Source organism: Bradyrhizobium sp. STM 3566 (assembly GCF_045571445.1).
GTDB lineage: Bacteria > Pseudomonadota > Alphaproteobacteria > Rhizobiales > Xanthobacteraceae > Bradyrhizobium > Bradyrhizobium vignae.
In genome coordinates this window covers 3372979-3389964 of the sequence record NZ_CP120692.1, presented here as the reverse complement: position 1 = coordinate 3389964, position 16986 = coordinate 3372979, and the positions used below count along the sequence as shown (strand labels likewise).

General features: G+C 64.8%; 18 protein-coding genes. 8 read left to right on the top strand and 10 right to left on the bottom strand.

What is annotated here, in order from left to right:
• Window positions 1-9: 9 nt before the first annotated feature.
• A complete protein-coding gene (locus tag P6U27_RS16310) occupies window positions 10-783 on the bottom strand; it encodes a gamma-glutamyl-gamma-aminobutyrate hydrolase family protein (protein ID WP_122402975.1) in 774 nt (257 codons plus the stop codon).
• Window positions 784-1063: 280 nt separating this feature from the next.
• Here P6U27_RS16310 and P6U27_RS16305 point away from each other — a divergent pair, with 280 nt between their 5' ends.
• Window positions 1064-2215, top strand: a complete 1152-nt coding sequence (locus P6U27_RS16305; protein WP_122402973.1) for an AI-2E family transporter — start codon at window positions 1064-1066, stop codon at window positions 2213-2215.
• A gap of 6 nt (window positions 2216-2221) precedes the next feature.
• On the opposite strand, the gene P6U27_RS16300 is transcribed toward P6U27_RS16305, so the two are convergent.
• From P6U27_RS16300 to P6U27_RS16275, 6 genes are all read right to left on the bottom strand, one after another.
• Window positions 2222-2518: an antibiotic biosynthesis monooxygenase gene (locus P6U27_RS16300; protein WP_122402972.1), complete on the bottom strand. Its 297-nt coding sequence runs from the start codon at window positions 2516-2518 to the stop codon at window positions 2222-2224.
• Between the two features lie 96 nt (window positions 2519-2614).
• Entirely contained in the window at window positions 2615-2854 is a 240-nt protein-coding gene (locus tag P6U27_RS16295; protein WP_122402971.1) for a hypothetical protein, read from the bottom strand.
• Window positions 2855-2910: 56 nt separating this feature from the next.
• Window positions 2911-4131, bottom strand: coding sequence for a diguanylate cyclase (locus P6U27_RS16290; RefSeq protein WP_122402970.1), 1221 nt, complete (start codon window positions 4129-4131; stop codon window positions 2911-2913).
• Window positions 4132-4360: 229 nt separating this feature from the next.
• Window positions 4361-4840 carry a 30S ribosomal protein S9 gene (gene rpsI, locus P6U27_RS16285; protein WP_018642439.1) on the bottom strand — a complete coding sequence of 160 codons (480 nt, stop codon included), beginning with the start codon at window positions 4838-4840 and terminating at the stop codon, window positions 4361-4363.
• A 1-nt stretch (window position 4841) separates the two neighbouring features.
• Window positions 4842-5306, bottom strand: a complete 465-nt coding sequence (rplM, locus tag P6U27_RS16280) for a 50S ribosomal protein L13 (protein WP_027576505.1) — start codon at window positions 5304-5306, stop codon at window positions 4842-4844.
• A gap of 156 nt (window positions 5307-5462) precedes the next feature.
• A complete protein-coding gene (locus P6U27_RS16275) occupies window positions 5463-5891 on the bottom strand; it encodes a PaaI family thioesterase (RefSeq protein ID WP_129144929.1) in 429 nt (142 codons plus the stop codon).
• Window positions 5892-5977: 86 nt separating this feature from the next.
• Here P6U27_RS16275 and P6U27_RS16270 point away from each other — a divergent pair, with 86 nt between their 5' ends.
• The 4 genes from P6U27_RS16270 (at window position 5978) to P6U27_RS16255 (ending at window position 9473) form a co-directional block, all read left to right on the top strand.
• Window positions 5978-6802 (top strand): enoyl-CoA hydratase, encoded by an 825-nt coding sequence (locus P6U27_RS16270; RefSeq protein ID WP_162500250.1) that lies wholly within the window; start codon window positions 5978-5980, stop codon window positions 6800-6802.
• 124 nt (window positions 6803-6926) lie between these two features.
• The gene (locus P6U27_RS16265; protein WP_122406632.1) at window positions 6927-7511 is read left to right on the top strand and encodes a CoA-binding protein; all 585 of its coding nucleotides are present in this window, start codon (window positions 6927-6929) and stop codon (window positions 7509-7511) included.
• Window positions 7512-7650: 139 nt separating this feature from the next.
• Complete coding sequence (locus P6U27_RS16260; protein ID WP_122402967.1) at window positions 7651-8931, top strand: O-acetylhomoserine aminocarboxypropyltransferase; 1281 nt, start codon at window positions 7651-7653, stop codon at window positions 8929-8931.
• A gap of 197 nt (window positions 8932-9128) precedes the next feature.
• Entirely contained in the window at window positions 9129-9473 is a 345-nt protein-coding gene (locus P6U27_RS16255) for a hypothetical protein (RefSeq protein WP_122406631.1), read from the top strand.
• A gap of 5 nt (window positions 9474-9478) precedes the next feature.
• Here P6U27_RS16255 and P6U27_RS16250 read toward each other — a convergent pair whose 3' ends face one another.
• Entirely contained in the window at window positions 9479-10561 is a 1083-nt protein-coding gene (locus P6U27_RS16250; protein ID WP_122402966.1) for a COX15/CtaA family protein, read from the bottom strand.
• Between the two features lie 110 nt (window positions 10562-10671).
• Here P6U27_RS16250 and P6U27_RS16245 point away from each other — a divergent pair, with 110 nt between their 5' ends.
• Window positions 10672-10893, top strand: coding sequence for a DUF2842 domain-containing protein (locus tag P6U27_RS16245; RefSeq protein ID WP_122402965.1), 222 nt, complete (start codon window positions 10672-10674; stop codon window positions 10891-10893).
• Here P6U27_RS16245 and P6U27_RS16240 read toward each other — a convergent pair.
• The gene (locus tag P6U27_RS16240) at window positions 10890-11936 is read right to left on the bottom strand and encodes a polysaccharide deacetylase family protein (protein ID WP_129144930.1); all 1047 of its coding nucleotides are present in this window, start codon (window positions 11934-11936) and stop codon (window positions 10890-10892) included. The two genes, P6U27_RS16245 and P6U27_RS16240, sit on opposite strands and share 4 nt — an antisense overlap.
• Window positions 11937-12064: 128 nt before the next feature.
• On the opposite strand from P6U27_RS16240, the gene P6U27_RS16235 reads away from it, so the two are divergent.
• Complete coding sequence (locus P6U27_RS16235) at window positions 12065-13246, top strand: GNAT family N-acetyltransferase (protein ID WP_122402963.1); 1182 nt, start codon at window positions 12065-12067, stop codon at window positions 13244-13246.
• Between the two features lie 63 nt (window positions 13247-13309).
• Here the strand turns inward: P6U27_RS16235 and P6U27_RS16230 are convergent, their stop codons facing one another.
• Complete coding sequence (locus P6U27_RS16230) at window positions 13310-15604, bottom strand: exopolysaccharide transport family protein (protein ID WP_122402962.1); 2295 nt, start codon at window positions 15602-15604, stop codon at window positions 13310-13312.
• A 202-nt stretch (window positions 15605-15806) separates the two neighbouring features.
• Here P6U27_RS16230 and P6U27_RS16225 point away from each other — a divergent pair, with 202 nt between their 5' ends.
• Window positions 15807-16940 carry a glycosyltransferase family 4 protein gene (locus P6U27_RS16225; protein WP_122402961.1) on the top strand — a complete coding sequence of 378 codons (1134 nt, stop codon included), beginning with the start codon at window positions 15807-15809 and terminating at the stop codon, window positions 16938-16940.
• Window positions 16941-16986: the final 46 nt, after the last annotated feature.

Here is a 16986-nt window from a genome sequence, read left to right as displayed (position 1 = left end):
GAGCGTGAGCTACGCCGCCGCCTTCTGCCGCGTCACCAGCGCTTCGCCAAAGGCCTCGAATAGCTTGCGGTTGATCGGGTTGTGCTGCGGGTCGTACTCCGCATGCCATTGCACGCCGAGCGCAAAGGTCGGGGCCTCGGCAATGCGGATCGCCTCGATGGTGCCGTCCTCGGCGACGCCCTCGATCAGCACGCGCTTGCCGGGATCGAGGATGCCCTGGCCGTGCAGCGAATTGACCCTGATCCTCTCGCAACCGAGAATTTTTGCGAAGGCGCCGCCGGGCGTCAGATCGACGTCGTGACGGTCGGCGAACACCACGGTGGGATCGGGATGGATCTCGCCGTTCTCGAGCCGGGGCATGCGGTGGTTCATCCGGCCGGGGAGCTCGCGGATCTCGGGGTGCAGCGACCCGCCGAAGGCGACGTTCATCTCCTGCAGGCCGCGACAGATGCCGAACAGCGGGATGCCGCGGGCGACACAGGCGACCGAAAGGGCTAGCGCGACCTCGTCGCGGTGGATGTCATAGGGCTCGTGCTTCTCGCACGGATCAACGTTGAATCGGGTCGGGTGCACGTTGGCGCGGGCGCCGGTGAGGATGATGCCGTCCACGGTATCGAGCAGCGCCACGATATCGGTGATGTCAGGGGAGCCCGCGAACATCAGCGGCAAGCCACCGGAGACTTCGGCCACGGCGCGCAGGTTTCGCTCGCCGACCATCTGGACCTGAAATCGATTTTCGACGCGATAGGAATTCCCGATCACGCCGACGACCGGCTTTCTCATCTGTCGTTCCGCGCCTCCTGGTAAGAAGATTCTCCAAACATGCCCTCCGGATGGAACAAATTCAACAGAAGGGATCGCGGGACGGCAATGCTATTTTCGCGCAAATGGCCGGCCCGGCGAGCCCTGGGCAGGCCGGGCGACGGCTACTCCGATCGCTCGCGAAGAGGGCCAGAGGCCCGCAGCAACGACGAGGCGCGCCAAGCCGGCGCACGCCGCTTGATCCCCGGCAGGATTTCGCGAAAGAGTGCGCTGGCGCCGCCTCGCTCGAAAAGGATCTGATGTGACGATTCCCAGAGATGACCGCCCGCGTGCCCGCAGCGACCTGGCTCGGGATCAGGCCTGGGCGATTTCCGTCGGAGGCATCGGCGTCGTACTGTTCACCGCCCTGCTCGCCTTCACCTGGTATTTTGCGGCCACCCTGCTGCTGATCTTCACCGGCATGCTGCTCGGCCTCGGCCTCAACGCGCTGGTCAATGCGCTCGGCCGCCGGGTCAACCTCCCTCACACGTTCCGACTTGCCATCGTCTGTGTCGCGCTCGCTTTGCTCCTCGCAGGCATCGCCTATCTCGGCGGCGCCACGATTGCCGAACAGGCCTCGGTGCTGAGCAAGACCATCAAGTCGCAGATCACCAATGTCAGGTCGTTCCTCGAGAACCACGGCATCGACACCAGCTTCTTCGATCTCGGCAGCACCGCCTCGGACGCCTCGGCCACCCCATCGTCGGACGCGACACCCGCGCCGGCGGCGCCCTCGCGTGGGCCCTTGCCCGGCGCCGGCGCGCTCGCTTCCAGTGGCGGGGCGATCGTGAGCCAGACCCTCAAGCTGCTGCTCGGCACCATTCACGGCGTGGGCAACATCTTCATCGTGCTGTTCCTGGGCCTTGCCTTCGCCGCCCAGCCCAGCGTCTATCATGACGGCCTGCTGTTCCTGGCGCCGGCGAGGCACCGCACGCGCGTCGCTCTGATCATCGACCGCATAGCTGAGACGCTGGAGCGCTGGCTGATCGCCCAGATCGTCGTCATGATTGCGGTCGGTGTCGTGACCTGGATCGGCCTTGCCGTCATCGGCATCCCCGGCGCGTTCATCCTGGGAATCCAGGCGGGCCTGCTCGCCTTCATCCCCACCGTCGGCGCCATCATCGCCGGCGTCGTCGTGGTGCTGGCAAGCCTCGCCTCGGGCTGGATTCCGGCACTATCGGCCTTCCTCCTCTTCATGGGCGTGCATGCCATGGAAAGCTACGTGCTGACACCGATCCTGCAGCGGCAGGCGCTGGACATCCCGCCGGCTACGCTGTTCGCGTTCCAGATCCTGCTCGGCGTCGTGTTCGGCATCTGGGGCCTCGCGCTGGCGCTGCCGCTGGTCGCGATCGCCAAGGTCATGATCGACCATTTCAAGACGTATGAGGCGCCGCCCCTGGCGGAGGCAGCCTGACCCGCTTTACGTGGTGAGCACGGTCTCGGTGTGCTCGACCTCCGGGGCTGCGGCAAAATACTGCCCGACCAGGCCGCGCCATTCGGTGAAATTCTCCGAGCCGCGGAAATCGACGGTGTGGTTCTCCAGCGTCGCCCATTTTACCATCAGCCGGTAGCGCTGCGGCTTCTCCATCGACTTGTGCAGCTCGAAACCGTGAAAGCCCTTGGCGCGGCCGAAGGCGGCCTTGGCCTTGGCGACGGCCGCCTCAAAGTCCTTTTCGCTGCCCGGCTTGACGTCGATTTGCGCGATCTCGGTGATCATCGGTTTCCACCCTTTTGTTGATGGCCGTGTCTACCGCAGACAGCGACAAAGAAAAAGGCGCCGAAACGGCGCCCCGCCCGGCCTGGAAATGCAGGCCTATCGGGCGAACAGCAGGACCGTGCCCGCGACGATCAGTGCACAACCGACGAACAGCGCGAGCGGCCAGTAGCTGCGCCTGTGCGCGTAGCGGCCCTGCGCGCGGCGTTCGGTGATCAGCGCCTTCTCGTATTCATCCGCGGTCGAGAACAGACAGGCGAAACCGCCGCGTGCCGAGGCCGCAGCGGCTTCGAGCGACATCAGGGTGACTTGCGGATTCCGTCGGCGGATCGATTCCATACCGGAATGATATGGGATCGAACGGTAAACAGAGGATTACCGCAAGACGCCGCCGTTCAGGCGGTGGCCGGACGCGCCTGCGATGGACCGGTTCGCGCGGCGCTCTGGCGGCGCCAGTTCTCCAGCGACAGTGGCAGTTCCTCCGCCGCCTCGACACGGTTACGGCCGCCGCGCTTGGCCTGGTAGAGCGCGGTGTCGGCCGAGGCCAGCAGCACCTCCAGCTCGGTACCGGCCGGACCGCCCGCGACGCCGATGCTGACAGTGGTGTCCACCGGGCCTTCATCGACCACGACGCCGGAGGTCTCGAATGCCTCGCGCACGCGCTCGGCGACGAGCACGCCCTCCTCCAACGAGCACGGCAACAGAGCCGCAAACTCCTCGCCGCCGATGCGGCCCGAGAGGTCGGAGATGCGCAAGTTGCTGATCACGACAGTGGAGAACAGTTTCAGCATCTCGTCACCGGCGGGATGGCCGAAGCGGTCGTTGATCGACTTGAAGTGGTCGATGTCGAAGATCATCACGGTCACCGGCCGTCCGGCCTTGGCCTCGCGCTCGATCACGCGCGCACAGGCTTCCGAGAAGCCGCGCCGGTTGAGCATGCCGGTCAGCGGATCGGTCGACGCGGCGGTCCGATGCGCGGTGACGGTGCGTTCCGACACCAGCATGAAGATCACGAACACGGTTCCGACGGCATAGAGTATGAGCTCGACCGCGAATACGGTGACCCAGATGCTCGAGGAGAAGCCGGCATCGTGCGGACGCAGGAAACTGCCGATCAGGATCGGCAGCATCAACACGCAGCCATGCATCGCCGGCATCATGAAGGCCGGCCAGCGTCGTTGCAGGCTCTTGCGCCGTTCGGTCCAGAGCTCGCTCGCGGTCAGCGCCGCATAGACCGAGACGATGCCGGCACCGACGAGCATGCGCAGCATCGATGCTGTGGGATCGAGCAGCGTCGCGGCAGTGACCCAGGCGAGCGCGCCGAGCACGAGGCCGGGCCAGTTCGGCTTGCGGCCGTGGAAGACGCGCGCCGCGTTCCACACCATGCCGCAGGCGACGAAGCCGACGGCATTCAGCGCAAGGTAAAGATGGGCGCCCAGCCTGTCGCCTGCTGCGGTCCACAGCGCGACCGAGGCAGCACCGAGGAGATAGGCGGTGCCCCACCATTTCAGCGCCGGGCTGTTCTCCTGCCTGCCGAAAAACACCATCATGGCGCCGAGCAGTGCGGCGACCATGGTGGCGACCAAATAGAGCGTGATGCTATCGAGCGACATCATGTCGGCCCCCTCTAGAACATAGCAGTTACGCGATCGGCACATCCGATTTGCGCGCCCTTCCAAGTGCGACGCTATGTCCCGCGGGTTCCATTCAGGTTTTCGCGGATCCCTAAGTTTTCGGGAAACACGCCATCAATTTGCATACAAACGAACAACAAAAAGGGCGCTGAAATCGGCGCCCTTTTGCATCTCATTGAAGCCGCTTTCGCGGCAAATGCGACAGAAGCGATTAACGCTTCGAGAACTGGAAGGACCGGCGAGCCTTGGCCTTGCCGTACTTCTTGCGCTCGACCACGCGGGAGTCGCGGGTGAGGAAGCCGCCCTTCTTGAGCACAGAGCGCAGTTCCGGCTCGAAATAGGTGAGCGCCTTGGAGATGCCGTGACGGACCGCGCCGGCCTGGCCGGACAGGCCGCCGCCGGCGACGGTGCAGATCACGTCGTACTGGCCCGAACGCTGGGCCACGGAGAACGGCTGCTCGATCATCATGCGCAGCACGGGACGGGCGAAATAGACCTCGACCTCGCGCGAGTTGACGGTGACCTTGCCGGCGCCCGGCTTGATCCAGACGCGGGCGACCGCGTCCTTGCGCTTGCCGGTGGCATAGGCGCGGTTGAACTTGTCGACCTTCTTCTCGTGCTTGGGCGCTTCGGGCGCGGCCGCCGTCTTGAGCTGCGAGAGCTGGTCGAGCGACTGGATGGATTCGGCCATGTTATGCGGCCCTCGTGTTCTTGCGGTTCAACTTGGCGATGTCGATCTTCTCGGGCTGCTGCGCCTCATGCGGATGATCCGGCCCGCCGTAGACGCGGAGGTTGCCCATCTGCACGCGACCGAGCGGACCACGCGGAATCATACGCTCGACGGCCTTTTCGAGCACGCGCTCGGGATGACGACCCTCGAGGATCTGGCGCGCGGTGCGCTCCTTGACGTGGCCGACGTAACCGGTGTGCTTGTAGTAGGTCTTCTGCTCGCGCTTGCGGCCGGTGAGGACCGCATGCTGCGCGTTGATGATGATGACGTTGTCGCCGCAATCAACGTGCGGGGTATAGGTCGGGAGGTGCTTGCCGCGGAGCCGCATGGCGACGATGGTGGCGAGACGGCCGACGACCAGACCCTTGGCGTCGATCAGCACCCACTTCTTCGTCACCTCGGCCGGCTTTGCCGAAAAGGTTTTCATGTCAGAATTTCCGTGAGGGAGACATCGGCGCGAACACCGCACCGGACTGCGCGGGTTTCTAGAGAAGACAGGCGCAACGGTCAATGCCCTGAGATGGAAATTATAACAACGAAATCAATATCTTGAAAATATGGTGCTATGTTACCTGCAAAAACCTCAAACATTTGGAATGGAATAGGTGGAGGTGACATGGGCGATCGGGTCGGCGGATGTGCCCGACAGGAGGTTCACCTCCCCAACTGCCAGGCGCTTGCCGAGCTTGAGCAGCCGAGCCTCGGCCAGCACGTCCTGGCCTGGCTGGCCCTTGCGCAGGAAGTTGATGTTGAGATTGGTCGTGACCGCGAGCCCGATCGGCCCGATCGCGGACAGCAGCACCACGTACATCGCGAAATCCGCGAGCGCCATCAGCGTCGGGCCGGACACGGTTCCACCCGGCCGCAGCATCCTTTCGCTGTAGCGCTGGCGCAAAAGGCTGGTCTGGCCGTCCGCGCTCTCGATCGTGATGTCGTCACCGCTGAAGGCCTGGGGAAACTCGTCACGGAGGAACTGCTCGAGCTCCACTACGCTCATTTTCGCTGACGCCATGTCGTTCCCCACCCTCGCTTCGCTTGCCCTGTTACATTAAGTTATTGGTGTCATCCAATTGCAATCATTTAGCGGAAATCGCGTCAATGTCCGTCCAGGCTGCCCGCGCCCCCTCCCCGCAACCGCCGATCCTGCTGCGCGAGATCGTCGGCAGTGTCGCCGTGCTCACGCTGAACCGACCAGCCGCGCGCAACAGCCTTTCGGAGGCGATGATCGGACAGCTGCATGCGAGCCTCAATGCGATCGCGGAAGACAGGCACATCCGTGCGGCCGTCATCGCAGCCAACGGGCCGGCTTTTTCCGCCGGCCACGACATGAAGGAGCTGACCGCGCGCCGCACCGATCCGGATCGCGGCCGGGCTTATTTTGCGCAGATCATGACGGCGTGCAGCGCCATGATGCAGGCGATTGTGCGCCTGCCCAAGCCCGTGGTCGCTGCCGTCCAAGGCATCGCCACCGCGGCGGGCTGCCAGCTCGTGGCAAGCTGCGATCTGGCGATCGCCTCGGAAGCGGCGAGCTTCGCCACTCCCGGCGTCGACATCGGCCTGTTCTGCTCGACGCCGATGGTGGCGCTGTCGCGCAACGTGCCGCGCAAGCAGGCGATGGAGATGCTGCTGACCGGTGAGCCGATTCCGGCCGCGCGCGCCCGCGAGATCGGCCTCGTCAATCGCGTGGTCGCCGCGGGTACCGAACGCGAGGCCGCGATCGCGTTGGCGCAACAGGTTGCGCTGAAATCCGCGTACACCGTCAAGCTCGGCAAGGAGGCGTTCTATCGCCAGGCCGAGATGAGCCTTGCAGATGCGTATCGCTATGCGGCGGAGGTCATGACCGAGAACATGATGGCGCGCGACGCCGAGGAAGGCATCGGCGCTTTCATCGAGAAGCGCGCGCCGACATGGCGGGATGAGTAACTGTATCTCTTGTGCCGTCGGGGCGATGCGAAGCATCGAACTATGGTGCGCAATTGCGCACGTGAGAATCTCGAGATTCCGGGTCGGCTCTTCGAGCCGCCCGGAATGACGAATGAAGGATGACATGAACCACGACGCCTATCCCGACAATTACATCCGCGGCATCCTCAACAGCGTGAAATCGATCGCGATGGTCGGCGCCTCGCCTGTCAACGTGCGGCCGAGCTATTTCGCGTTCAAATATCTGGCGCAGCGCGGCTACGACATGATTCCCGTCAATCCCGGCCATGTCGGCAAGGACCTGCTCGGCAAGCCTTTCGTCGCCTCGCTGTCGGATATCGGCCGCCCCATCGACATGATCGACATATTCCGCAACTCCAGCCACATCATGCCCGTGGTCGAGGAAGCTCTCACGCTGGACCCGCTGCCGAAGGTGATCTGGATGCAGCTCGGCGCGCGCGACGATGCGGCGGCGGCAAAGGCGGAGTCGGTCGGCATCAAGGTGGTCATGAACCGCTGCCCGAAGATCGAATATGGCCGCTTGTCGTCGGAGATCTCCTGGATGGGCGTGAACTCGCGCACGCTCAGCTCCAAGCGCGCGCCGGCACCGACACAGGGCATGCGGCTGTCCCTCAATCGGATGAGCGTCGGGGGCGGCAACACGGCAGCATCGGATCGCGCCGCGAAAAGCAAGACCGAGCAGAGCTGACGCAATCCGCGAAGGATTCATCTCGCGAACGCGACAATGCGTAGCAAGATCGTTCCGATGTGAAGCGGCGCCTTGACGGCGAGCGCCCCGCCCATCAGCATGCCGCGCGATTTCAGACCACGAGAACAGGACGCCTTATATGAGCGATCGCCTTCCGGGATTTTCGACCCTCGCCGTGCATGCCGGTGCACAGCCCGACCCCACCACCGGCGCGCGCGCGACTCCGATTTATCAAACGACTTCTTTCGTCTTCAACGATGCCGACCACGCCGCCTCGCTGTTCGGTTTGCAGGCGTTCGGCAACATCTATACGCGGATCGGCAATCCGACCAATGCCGTGTTGGAAGAGCGCGTCGCCGCACTCGAAGGCGGCACGGCTGCGCTCGCGGTCGCTTCCGGCCACGCCGCGCAGGTCGTGGTGCTACAGCAATTGCTGCAGCCCGGCGACGAGTTCATCGCCGCGCGAAAACTCTATGGCGGCTCTATCAACCAGTTCACGCATGCATTCAAGAGCTTTGGCTGGAACGTGGTGTGGGCCGATCCCGACGACATTGCGAGCTTCGAGCGCGCGGTAACGCCGCGCACGAAGGCGATCTTCATCGAATCGATCGCCAACCCCGCCGGCAGCATCACCGATATCGAAGCGATCTCGACGGTGGCGCGCAAGGCGGGAGTGCCGCTGATCGTCGATAATACCCTGGCCTCGCCCTATCTGATCCGTCCGATCGACCATGGCGCCGACATCGTCGTGCACTCGCTGACGAAATTTCTGGGCGGCCACGGCAATTCGCTCGGCGGCATCATCGTCGATGCCGGCACCTTCGATTGGTCGACCGGCGGCAAATATCCGATGCTGTCGGAGCCGCGGCCGGAATATCACGGCATCCGCCTACAGGAGACCTTTGGCAACTTCGCCTTCGCGATCGCCTGCCGCGTGCTCGGCCTGCGCGATCTCGGCCCGGCTCTGTCGCCGTTCAACGCCTTCATGATCCTCACCGGCATCGAGACGCTGCCGTTGCGCATGCAGAAGCACTGCGACAATGCCAAGGCCGTCGCCGAATTCCTCGTGGGACATCCGGCGGTGGCCTCGGTCAGCTATGCCGGCCTGCCGAACGACAAGTACAACCAGCTCGCGCGCAAATATGCGCCGAAGGGCGCGGGCGCAGTATTCACCTTCAGCCTGAAGGGCGGCTATGACGCCGGCGTCAGCCTGGTGTCGAAACTGCAGTTGTTCTCGCACCTCGCCAATGTCGGCGACACCCGCTCGCTGGTGATCCACCCCGCCTCGACCACGCACAGCCAGCTCGACGACGCCGCCAAGACCAAGTCCGGTGCCGGTCCCGACGTGGTGCGGCTCTCGATCGGCATCGAGGATAAGGAAGACCTGATCGCCGATTTGGAACAGGCGCTGGGGGCTTAAGCTCGCTGTCGTTCCGGGGCGGTGGCGAAGCACCGAACCCGGAACCTCGATATTGTCAGGTCCGCTCGAGATTTCCGGGTTCGCTGCTTCGCACTGCCCCGGAATGACGGTCGCTTCGGCGACCGTCGGTTAACAGTCATTAACCGTATCTGCCGCATAAATCGTCCTTGGATCGCCCCTTTGATTCGGAGCCGACGATGCTGCGCTGGATGGTGCCTGCCCTTGCGGCGATGCTGACCGTTTCAAGCGCGCTCGCCGCCGATCTGCCGGCCAGCCCAAAGCGGCGCGCAGCCGTGCCGCCGCAGGATCCGCCACAGGTCTACGTCGAGACCGATCCGGATGCGCTGATCTCGCCGGCCTATGGCATCGGCAGCTACATCCGCAACCTGCCGGGCACGCCGCTCTTGCCGGGATCCAACACCTTGCCGGGCTATTACGGCCGGCCCTGGAGCTACGATTACCAGGGCCCGTATTACGGCGGGAAGCAGGTCGATTATTTCTGGCGCCTGCCCTATGCGTGCGGCGTCTACGGCTACTGCTGATCGGATCAGCTGGGCTGGCTGACCGGGACCGCACGCGGCTGCGTCTCCGCAGACCGTCCTGACGCGAGCCGTTCAACCTGCATCACCGCAAGTGTGAGCACCAGTATCGCCACTGCCTGGTGCGCGAGCGCCAGTCCGATCGGAACCTGGTTGAGCAGCGTGAGGATGCCGAGCACCGCCTGCAGGCTCACCGCCGCAAGCAGCCACAGCGCACCGCTCGCTGCCGCCCCTGCGCGCGATCGCAGCGCGTCGATCGCATGCAAGGCCGCCAGCACGAACAGCGCATAAGCCGTCATGCGGTGCTCGAACTGCACGGTCAGCACATTGTCGAACATGTTGCGCCACCACGGCGTCTCGAACCACAGCCGCTCGGCCGATGGAATGAACGCGCCGTCGATCTCGGGCCAGGTGTTATAGGCGCGCCCCGCGCGCAGGCCCGCGACCAGCGCACCGAAATAGATCTGCACGAAGGTCACGACGAGCAGCAGCGCGCTCGTGAACCTCAGCCGAGCCGATGCTGTGATTTGCGGCCGCTCCTTGAGCCGCCGCACCGTCCAGACGATCCCGGCGAAGATCAGCAGCGCCAGCAGCAGATGCGTCGCCAGCCGATATTGCGAGACCTCGACCCGCTCGCTCAGGCCCGAGGCAACCATCCACCAGCCGACCGCACCCTGCAGACCGCCGAGGGCGAACAGCAGCCATAGCCGCCGCTTCAATTCACCGGACAGGCCGCCGCGCCACAGGAAGAACAGGAACGGCAAGAGATAGGCGACGCCGATGAAGCGCCCGAGCAGCCGGTGGCTCCACTCCCACCAGAAGATCTCCTTGAACTCGGACAGGCTCATGCCCGCATTGAGCTCGCGATATTGCGGGATCTTCTTGTAGGCCTCGAACGCCTCGGTCCACTGCGCTTCCGACAGCGGCGGAACACTGCCCGTGACCGGCTTCCATTCGACGATCGACAGGCCGGATTCCGTCAGCCGCGTCGCGCCGCCGACCAGCACCATCAGCGCGATCAGCGCGGCCACGGAGATCAGCCACCAGCGCACGGCGCGATGCGGGTTGATTGGAGCGGAAATCGTCGTCATTTCAGGGACAAACCAACCCTTGCAACCAACAGACTTGAACCGGAACGCGTGCCCCTTATAGTCCCCCGCTCCCGCAGCGCAAGTTACGCGAAAGACCGCGACATTCCGCCATGACGATCCGCACCCGCAAGTTCCTCGGCGCCATCCTGCTCCTGATGCTGGCCACGGTCTGGGCCCTGCTCGGCATGGCGGCGGCGCAGATGCCGTGGATCGCGGAGTCCGGCTGGCGGCAGGCGATCTACTATGTCGTGGTGGGCATGGGCTGGGTGCTGCCGGCGATGCCGATCGTGAGCTGGATGCAGCGTCCCGACCGGGTCAAGTCCGCTCGTTAGGCCTTGCCCGTAGTGCTGCCGGTCGGCTTCACCGGCGCAAAGGCAACACCCGACACCAGCACGCGCATCACCCGCAGCGAGCGCACCCGTCCGTCCCAGGAAATGCGCGGCAGCGCGCGCAGATTGGTGCGCCCTTCCGCCTCCACGATGCCCGGGATCGTCGACACCGCGCTGGCAAAGCCGGCCTCCTCCGCCATCACAACGTGGCTGCGCCGAAACGAGGAGCGGTCGCCAAACGGAAAGGCGAAATGCCGGATGTCGCGGCGGAAAGCCGATTCCGCGACCGCTTTGCCCATCGCCATCTCGCGCAGCGCCGCGGCATCCTTCATGTTGGCGAGAACGGGATAGTTGACGGTGGCGCTGCCGATCGTCACCTGCGGATCGGCAGCAAGCTTCGCGAGGTCTTCCCAGTCCATCGACGCCTCGCGCGAGAGCGCAGCGAGGTCGATGCGGTAGCGCGTGCAGAGATCGGCGATCGCGACCGACAAATCCGCCGGCGGCAGCGAGCGAAGCCAGCTCTCCAGATACGAAAACAGCGCCCGCTTCCGGGCATTGTCGGTGACGGTGAAGCGCTGCTCCTTCTCACCCATCATCAGGCTGATGCGGCTCTCGCGCGCGATCACCCGCTCGAGCCCGAGCCACCAGGCCTCGCCGACGCCATCGGGAAAGGCGGTCGGCACATAGATCGTGAAGGGCACGTCGTGACGTGCCAGCACCGGATAGGCGAAGTTGATGACATCCTTGTTGGCGCCGTCGAAGGTCAGCGCCACGAAGCGCCGCTTCTCCGGCAGCATCACGGCACGCCGGCAGACCTCGTCCATGCCGAGGAAATCATACTTCCACCGCTTCAGCGCGCGGATGGCGCGGTCGAGGAACTGCGGCGTGATCTCGTTCGCGCGCAGCGGCTGAAATCCGCGCCGCCGCGGCCGCACATGCATAAAGCGCAGGATGGCGCCGGCACCACGACTGCGCAGCGCCGCCTGACCGCTGAACCAGGTCAGCTCGAGGCGCAGCCGTTCCAGCCATCTGTCGTCGAAAGCCAAAATCCCACCCTTCGTGCGTGCCGGCGGTCCGTCCCTCTCCCATTGTCATTACCCTTTGTTGACCTTTGTTTGCAAAGGTCGGCCACAGGCCGAATTGCGTATTTTCGATTGCTCGACAGGTTTCGCGAATGACCATGGCTGCGGCGATGCAAAGCCGGACGGCAGAAGCACCTGCGCGGTCGAAAGCGAGCCGTATCGCGCAGGTCGATATCGTCACCGATCTCGCCGAGGCCGAGGCGGTCTGGCGTGCCTTCGAGGCGAGCGGCCAGCTCTTCACGCCATATCAGCGCTTCGACCTGCTCAGCCCGTGGCAGCGACTGGTCGGCGCCCGTGAAGGCGCCCGGCCGCTCATCGTGATCGCCCGCGACGCCGATCGCCGGCCGCTCACCCTGCTGCCGCTCTCGCTGCGCCAGAGCCACGGCGTGCGCACGGCCTGCTTCATGGGCGGCAAGCACACGACCTTCAATATGGGCCTGTGGAACGCCGAGTTCGCAGCGCAGGCCGGCCTCGCCGATCTCGACGCGCTGTTTGCGCCGCTGCGTGAGCATGTCGACGTGCTCGCGCTGATGCAGCAGCCCGAGCGCTGGCATGACCAGCAGAACCCATTTGCAGCTCTGCCGCGACAAGGCGCGGTCAACGGCTGTCCGCGGCTGCTGATGGAGCCGGGCGGGCCGAAGGAATCGCGGATCAGCAATTCCCTCCGCCGCCGCCTCAAGAGCAAGGAAAAGAAGCTCCAGTCCCTCACCGGTTATCGCTATCACCTCGCCACGTCGGACGAAGACATCACCCGCCTGCTCGACTGGTTCTTCCGCGTCAAGCCGGTGCGGATGGCAGAGCAAAAGCTTCCGAACGTCTTCGCCGAGCCCGGCGTCGAACAGTTCGTCCGCAGCGCCTGCCTTGCGCCGCGCGGTGAAGGGCACGTCATCGACATCCACGCGCTGGAATGCGATGACGAGGTGATCGCTATCTTCGCCGGCGTCGCCGATGGGGCGCGCTTCTCGATGATGTTCAACACCTACACGATGTCCGAGCACGCCCGCTACAGCCCGGGCCTGATCCTGATGCGTTACATCATCGACCGCTACGGCGAACGTGGCTACCGCTCGCTCGACCTCGGCATCGGTTCGGACGACTACAAACGGATGTTCTGCAAGGACGACGAGGAGATCTTCGACAACTTTGTTCCATTGACGCCGCGCGGAAAACTCGCGGCGATGGCGATGTCCTCATTCAACCGCGGCAAGCGGCTGGTGAAGCAGAACCAGATGCTGTTCGACATGGCCCGCCGGCTGCGGCAGGCGTTCGGGTAGCTCTTTCCGCTTGCACGGCTGCCTTCCCTTCTCCCCTTGTGGCAAGGGAAGAGGAAAGAGAGGTTACGCCGCCACCACGCGTGGCGCTTCGACCGCATCCGAGGCCTGCACCGGCTTGCTCAGCATCGTCACCTCGCTGAAGCCGACTGCTCTCAGCTGCTCGCACATCTGCGTGCGCGCATCCGGTGCCATTGAGGCGTCGGGCACCACGACGGCACGGGCATGCGCCGTCAGCAGTTCGGCCGGAAGGTCGGAGGCGCTGCCGGCGTCGATCAGCACGTGATCGTAGGCGCGCAGCAACGCGTCGATCGCGAGCGCCACGCGCGGTGATTGCAGCAGGCTGCGGTCGAAGCCGGGACGGCCGGCCATGACCAGATGCAGCCGCGAGAGCTTGTCGCGGGTGATGATTTGCGCGAAGGAGGCCTCCCCCTGCATCAGTTCGGCAAGGCCCGGAGCCGACGCATCGACGGATACCGCGGCAACGGTCGGCGAGGACGCGGCGAGATCGACGACGGCGACGCGCGCATCGCGCGAGAGGTGCCGGGCCAGCGTCAACGTCGATAGCGTGATGGCTTCGCCGGGCGCGGTACCGAGCACCGTGACCTTCCTGGCCGCAGCGCCCGCGGCGAGCAACCTGTCCGCCAGACGTTCGATCTCGGCGAATTCGCTGACGTCGATGTCGGTCGCCATCGCCGGCTGCAGCGGCGCGGGATCTGCCAGAGCCGGATCGATCACCGGATCGTTGCCCCTGTCGACGACAGGCTCGACGGCCCGCTGAACGACCAGCGGCTCTTGACGCGCCTGCGCCTGCGCCGGTCCAACCGCCGCCGCGCGCGGCGCGGTCTGGCGCAGCAGCTCACCGGTGACGACGACGCCGGACGACAGCAATAGCGTTGCGATGGTCGCGATCAGCACGATCGGCAGCTTCTTCGGAGAGGCCGGCGTGTTGGAGACAATGGCGCGCGAGATGATGCGGCCATCCGTCGGCGCAGCGTCGATGGTTTCGCGGGTATTGGCCTCGCGGTACTTGGCGAGATAGGTCTCGAGCAGGTCGCGCTGCGCCTTGGCCTCGCGCTCCAGCGCGCGAAGCTGGACGTCCTGGCCGTTGGTCGAGGCCGCCTGCTTCTTGAGCTGCTCCAGGCTCACGGTCAGGCCATCGACTCTGCCGCTGGCGATCCGGGCGTCGTTCTCGAGCGAGCGCGAGATCTTCGCCGCTTCGTCACGAATCTGATTGTCGAGGTCGCCAAGCTGCGCCTTCAGCTCCTTGATCCGCGGGTGATTGCCGAGCAGTGTGGACGACTGTTCGGCGAGCTGCGCTCGCAATGTCACCCTCTGCTCCGAGAGGCGGCGCATCAATTCGGAGTTCACGACCTCGGATGCCTCGATCGGCTTGCCGCTCTGGAGCATCTCGCGGATCAACCGAGCCTTGGACTCCGCGTCGGCCTTCATCGAGCGCGCATTGTTGAGCTGGGTGTTGACCTCGCCCATCTGCTGGTTCGACAGCGTGGTGTTGTTGGTGCCGACGAACAGGCTGGACTTGGAGCGGAAGTCCTCGACCCTGGCCTCGGCCTCGGACACCTTCTTGCGCAAGTTCTCGATCTCGCCGGCCAGCCATTGGCTGGCGTTCTTGGCCTGCTCCTGGCGTACGCCCTGCTGCAGCACGAGATAGCCGTCGGCGATCGAATTGGCGACACGGGCAGCAAGCTCGGGATCGGCGGACTGGAATTCGACCACGATCACGCGCGACTTGTCGACCGCGTAGGCCTGGAGGCGTTCGTAATAGGCATCGAGCACGCGCTCTTCCGGCGTCATCGCGAACGGATCGCGGCCGATACCGATGAGCGCGGCCAGCGACTTCAGAGGTGAGATGCCTTGCAGCACAGGATCGAATTCGGGCCGCTCCGCAAGCTTGTTCTTCTTGATGATCTCGCGCGCGAGATCGCGCGACAGCACCAGCTGCACCTGACTGGTGACGGCCTCGGCGTCGAGCGCCTGCCGCTCCTCGGTGCGATCGCTGTTCGGGCGCAGGAACACGTTCTCGCGGCCGTCGATCAGGATGCGGGCTTCGGACTTGTAGCGCGGCGTGACGAGATTGACGACAGCGAGGGACGCAACGAGCGCCAGCACCGTTGGCACGATGATCCAGCCGCGCTTGCGCGCCAATGCCGCGCCGAGCGCGTGCAGGTCGATGTCGCCGGATTCGACTTGCGCCGGCTTCGCGACGACGGGTGCAGGCTCTGCTTCGACCCCGGCTTCGACCTTCGAGTTGATCTTGGGCGCGTCCGCGGGCTTGAACTTCGAGACAGCCCGCTCGATCACTGCCTTGTTCTTGCCGGCACGCCAGAACGCTAAACGCATCGAACACTCCCGCAGGGCAATGCTGCGACTCTACTTCAACCCGGGCGATTACACTCCATTAAGGTTGCCGCTGGGTTAATCGCGATATCGCGCGCCTCGCACGCGCGCACTGGTCACCATTTGTTAACCACGAGGGCCCTTAATCCCTCTCGTTTATTTCGTGAGAATTGTTCGGCTGTCGCCGTCGAGCTGGTTTTGGATCATGCCTCCCTCTCCCGACCGGCCGCTTCGCATCCTGCACGCCGTGCGTGCTCCGGTCGGCGGCATCTTCCGCCACATCCTCGACGTCGCCAACGGCCAGGTCGATTGCGGCCATCATGTCGGCATCCTCGCCGATAGCCTCACCGGCGGCGAGCGCGCCGACAAGGCGCTGGCCGAGCTCGCGCCGCGGCTGAAGCTCGGCGTGCACCGCATGGCGATCCGCCGCGAGCCGTCACCCGATGACGTCATGGTGTGGCTGCGGATGCGACGCCTGATCGCGAAGCTCAAGCCCGACGTGATGCATGGCCACGGCGCCAAGGCCGGCGCCTTCATCCGCATGCGGCGGCGCACCGACGACACCATCCGCATCTACACCCCGCATGGCGGCTCGCTGCATTATCCGCTCAACACCCTCAAGGGCGAATTCTACGCACGGCTCGAGCGCGCGCTGATGGATGCGACCGACCTGTTCCTGTTCGAGAGCGCGTTCGCCCGCGACACCTATCAGCGCATCGTCGGCACACCCAAGGGCGTGGTCCATTGCGTCTTCAACGGTGTCACGCCCGAGGAGTTCGAGCCCGTCATCGCTGCCGAGGATGCGACCGACCTCTGCTATGTCGGCGAGTTCCGGCACATCAAGGGCGCCGACCTGCTGGTCGATGCGGTGGCACGTCTGCATGAAGGCGGCAAGAAGGTCACGCTGACGCTCGGCGGCGACGGCGAGGAGACGGCGGCGCTGAAAGCGCAGGTCGAGAGGCTCGGCCTCACCGGATCCATCCGCTTCATCGGTCACGTCAAGGCGCGCTACGGCTTCTCCAAGGGGCGGCTGCTGGTCGTTCCCTCTCGCGGCGATTCCATGCCCTATGTCGTGATCGAGGCCGGCGCCGCCGGCATCCCGATGATCGCATCGAAAATCGGCGGCATTCCCGAGATCTTCGGCGCCGACAGCCCCGCTCTGTTCGAGCCGAGCAATCCCGAAGCCATGGCGGAGGCGATCGCCGCCGCACTGGACGATCCGCAAACGACAGCGCAGCGCGCGGCGTCCTTGCGCGAGCGCATCTCGGCGCATTTCTCGCAAGCCGCGATGGTCGAGGGCGTGCTTGCCGGCTATCGCGACGCATTTGTCAACCATTAACCATCCTTAATCCAGCTTTAGAAAATCTTCCGATTTGTTCGATAGT

Excerpts from the sequence above, each read along its gene's own strand:
- P6U27_RS16310 (WP_122402975.1), bottom strand. The coding sequence starts at position 783 with ATGAGAAAGCCGGTCGTCGGCGTGATCGGGAATTCCTATCGCGTCGAA.
- P6U27_RS16300 (WP_122402972.1), bottom strand. The coding sequence starts at position 2,518 with ATGATCACCGAGATCGCGCAAATCGACGTCAAGCCGGGCAGCGAAAAG.
- P6U27_RS16295 (WP_122402971.1), bottom strand. The coding sequence starts at position 2,854 with ATGGAATCGATCCGCCGACGGAATCCGCAAGTCACCCTGATGTCGCTC.
- P6U27_RS16290 (WP_122402970.1), bottom strand. The coding sequence starts at position 4,131 with ATGATGTCGCTCGATAGCATCACGCTCTATTTGGTCGCCACCATGGTC.
- rpsI (WP_018642439.1), bottom strand. The coding sequence starts at position 4,840 with ATGGCCGAATCCATCCAGTCGCTCGACCAGCTCTCGCAGCTCAAGACG.
- rplM (WP_027576505.1), bottom strand. The coding sequence starts at position 5,306 with ATGAAAACCTTTTCGGCAAAGCCGGCCGAGGTGACGAAGAAGTGGGTG.
- P6U27_RS16275 (WP_129144929.1), bottom strand. The coding sequence starts at position 5,891 with ATGGCGTCAGCGAAAATGAGCGTAGTGGAGCTCGAGCAGTTCCTCCGT.
- P6U27_RS16270 (WP_162500250.1), top strand. The coding sequence starts at position 5,978 with ATGTCCGTCCAGGCTGCCCGCGCCCCCTCCCCGCAACCGCCGATCCTG.
- P6U27_RS16265 (WP_122406632.1), top strand. The coding sequence starts at position 6,927 with ATGAACCACGACGCCTATCCCGACAATTACATCCGCGGCATCCTCAAC.
- P6U27_RS16260 (WP_122402967.1), top strand. The coding sequence starts at position 7,651 with ATGAGCGATCGCCTTCCGGGATTTTCGACCCTCGCCGTGCATGCCGGT.
- P6U27_RS16255 (WP_122406631.1), top strand. The coding sequence starts at position 9,129 with ATGCTGCGCTGGATGGTGCCTGCCCTTGCGGCGATGCTGACCGTTTCA.
- P6U27_RS16250 (WP_122402966.1), bottom strand. The coding sequence starts at position 10,561 with ATGACGACGATTTCCGCTCCAATCAACCCGCATCGCGCCGTGCGCTGG.
- P6U27_RS16245 (WP_122402965.1), top strand. The coding sequence starts at position 10,672 with ATGACGATCCGCACCCGCAAGTTCCTCGGCGCCATCCTGCTCCTGATG.
- P6U27_RS16235 (WP_122402963.1), top strand. The coding sequence starts at position 12,065 with ATGACCATGGCTGCGGCGATGCAAAGCCGGACGGCAGAAGCACCTGCG.
- P6U27_RS16230 (WP_122402962.1), bottom strand. The coding sequence starts at position 15,604 with ATGCGTTTAGCGTTCTGGCGTGCCGGCAAGAACAAGGCAGTGATCGAG.
- P6U27_RS16225 (WP_122402961.1), top strand. The coding sequence starts at position 15,807 with ATGCCTCCCTCTCCCGACCGGCCGCTTCGCATCCTGCACGCCGTGCGT.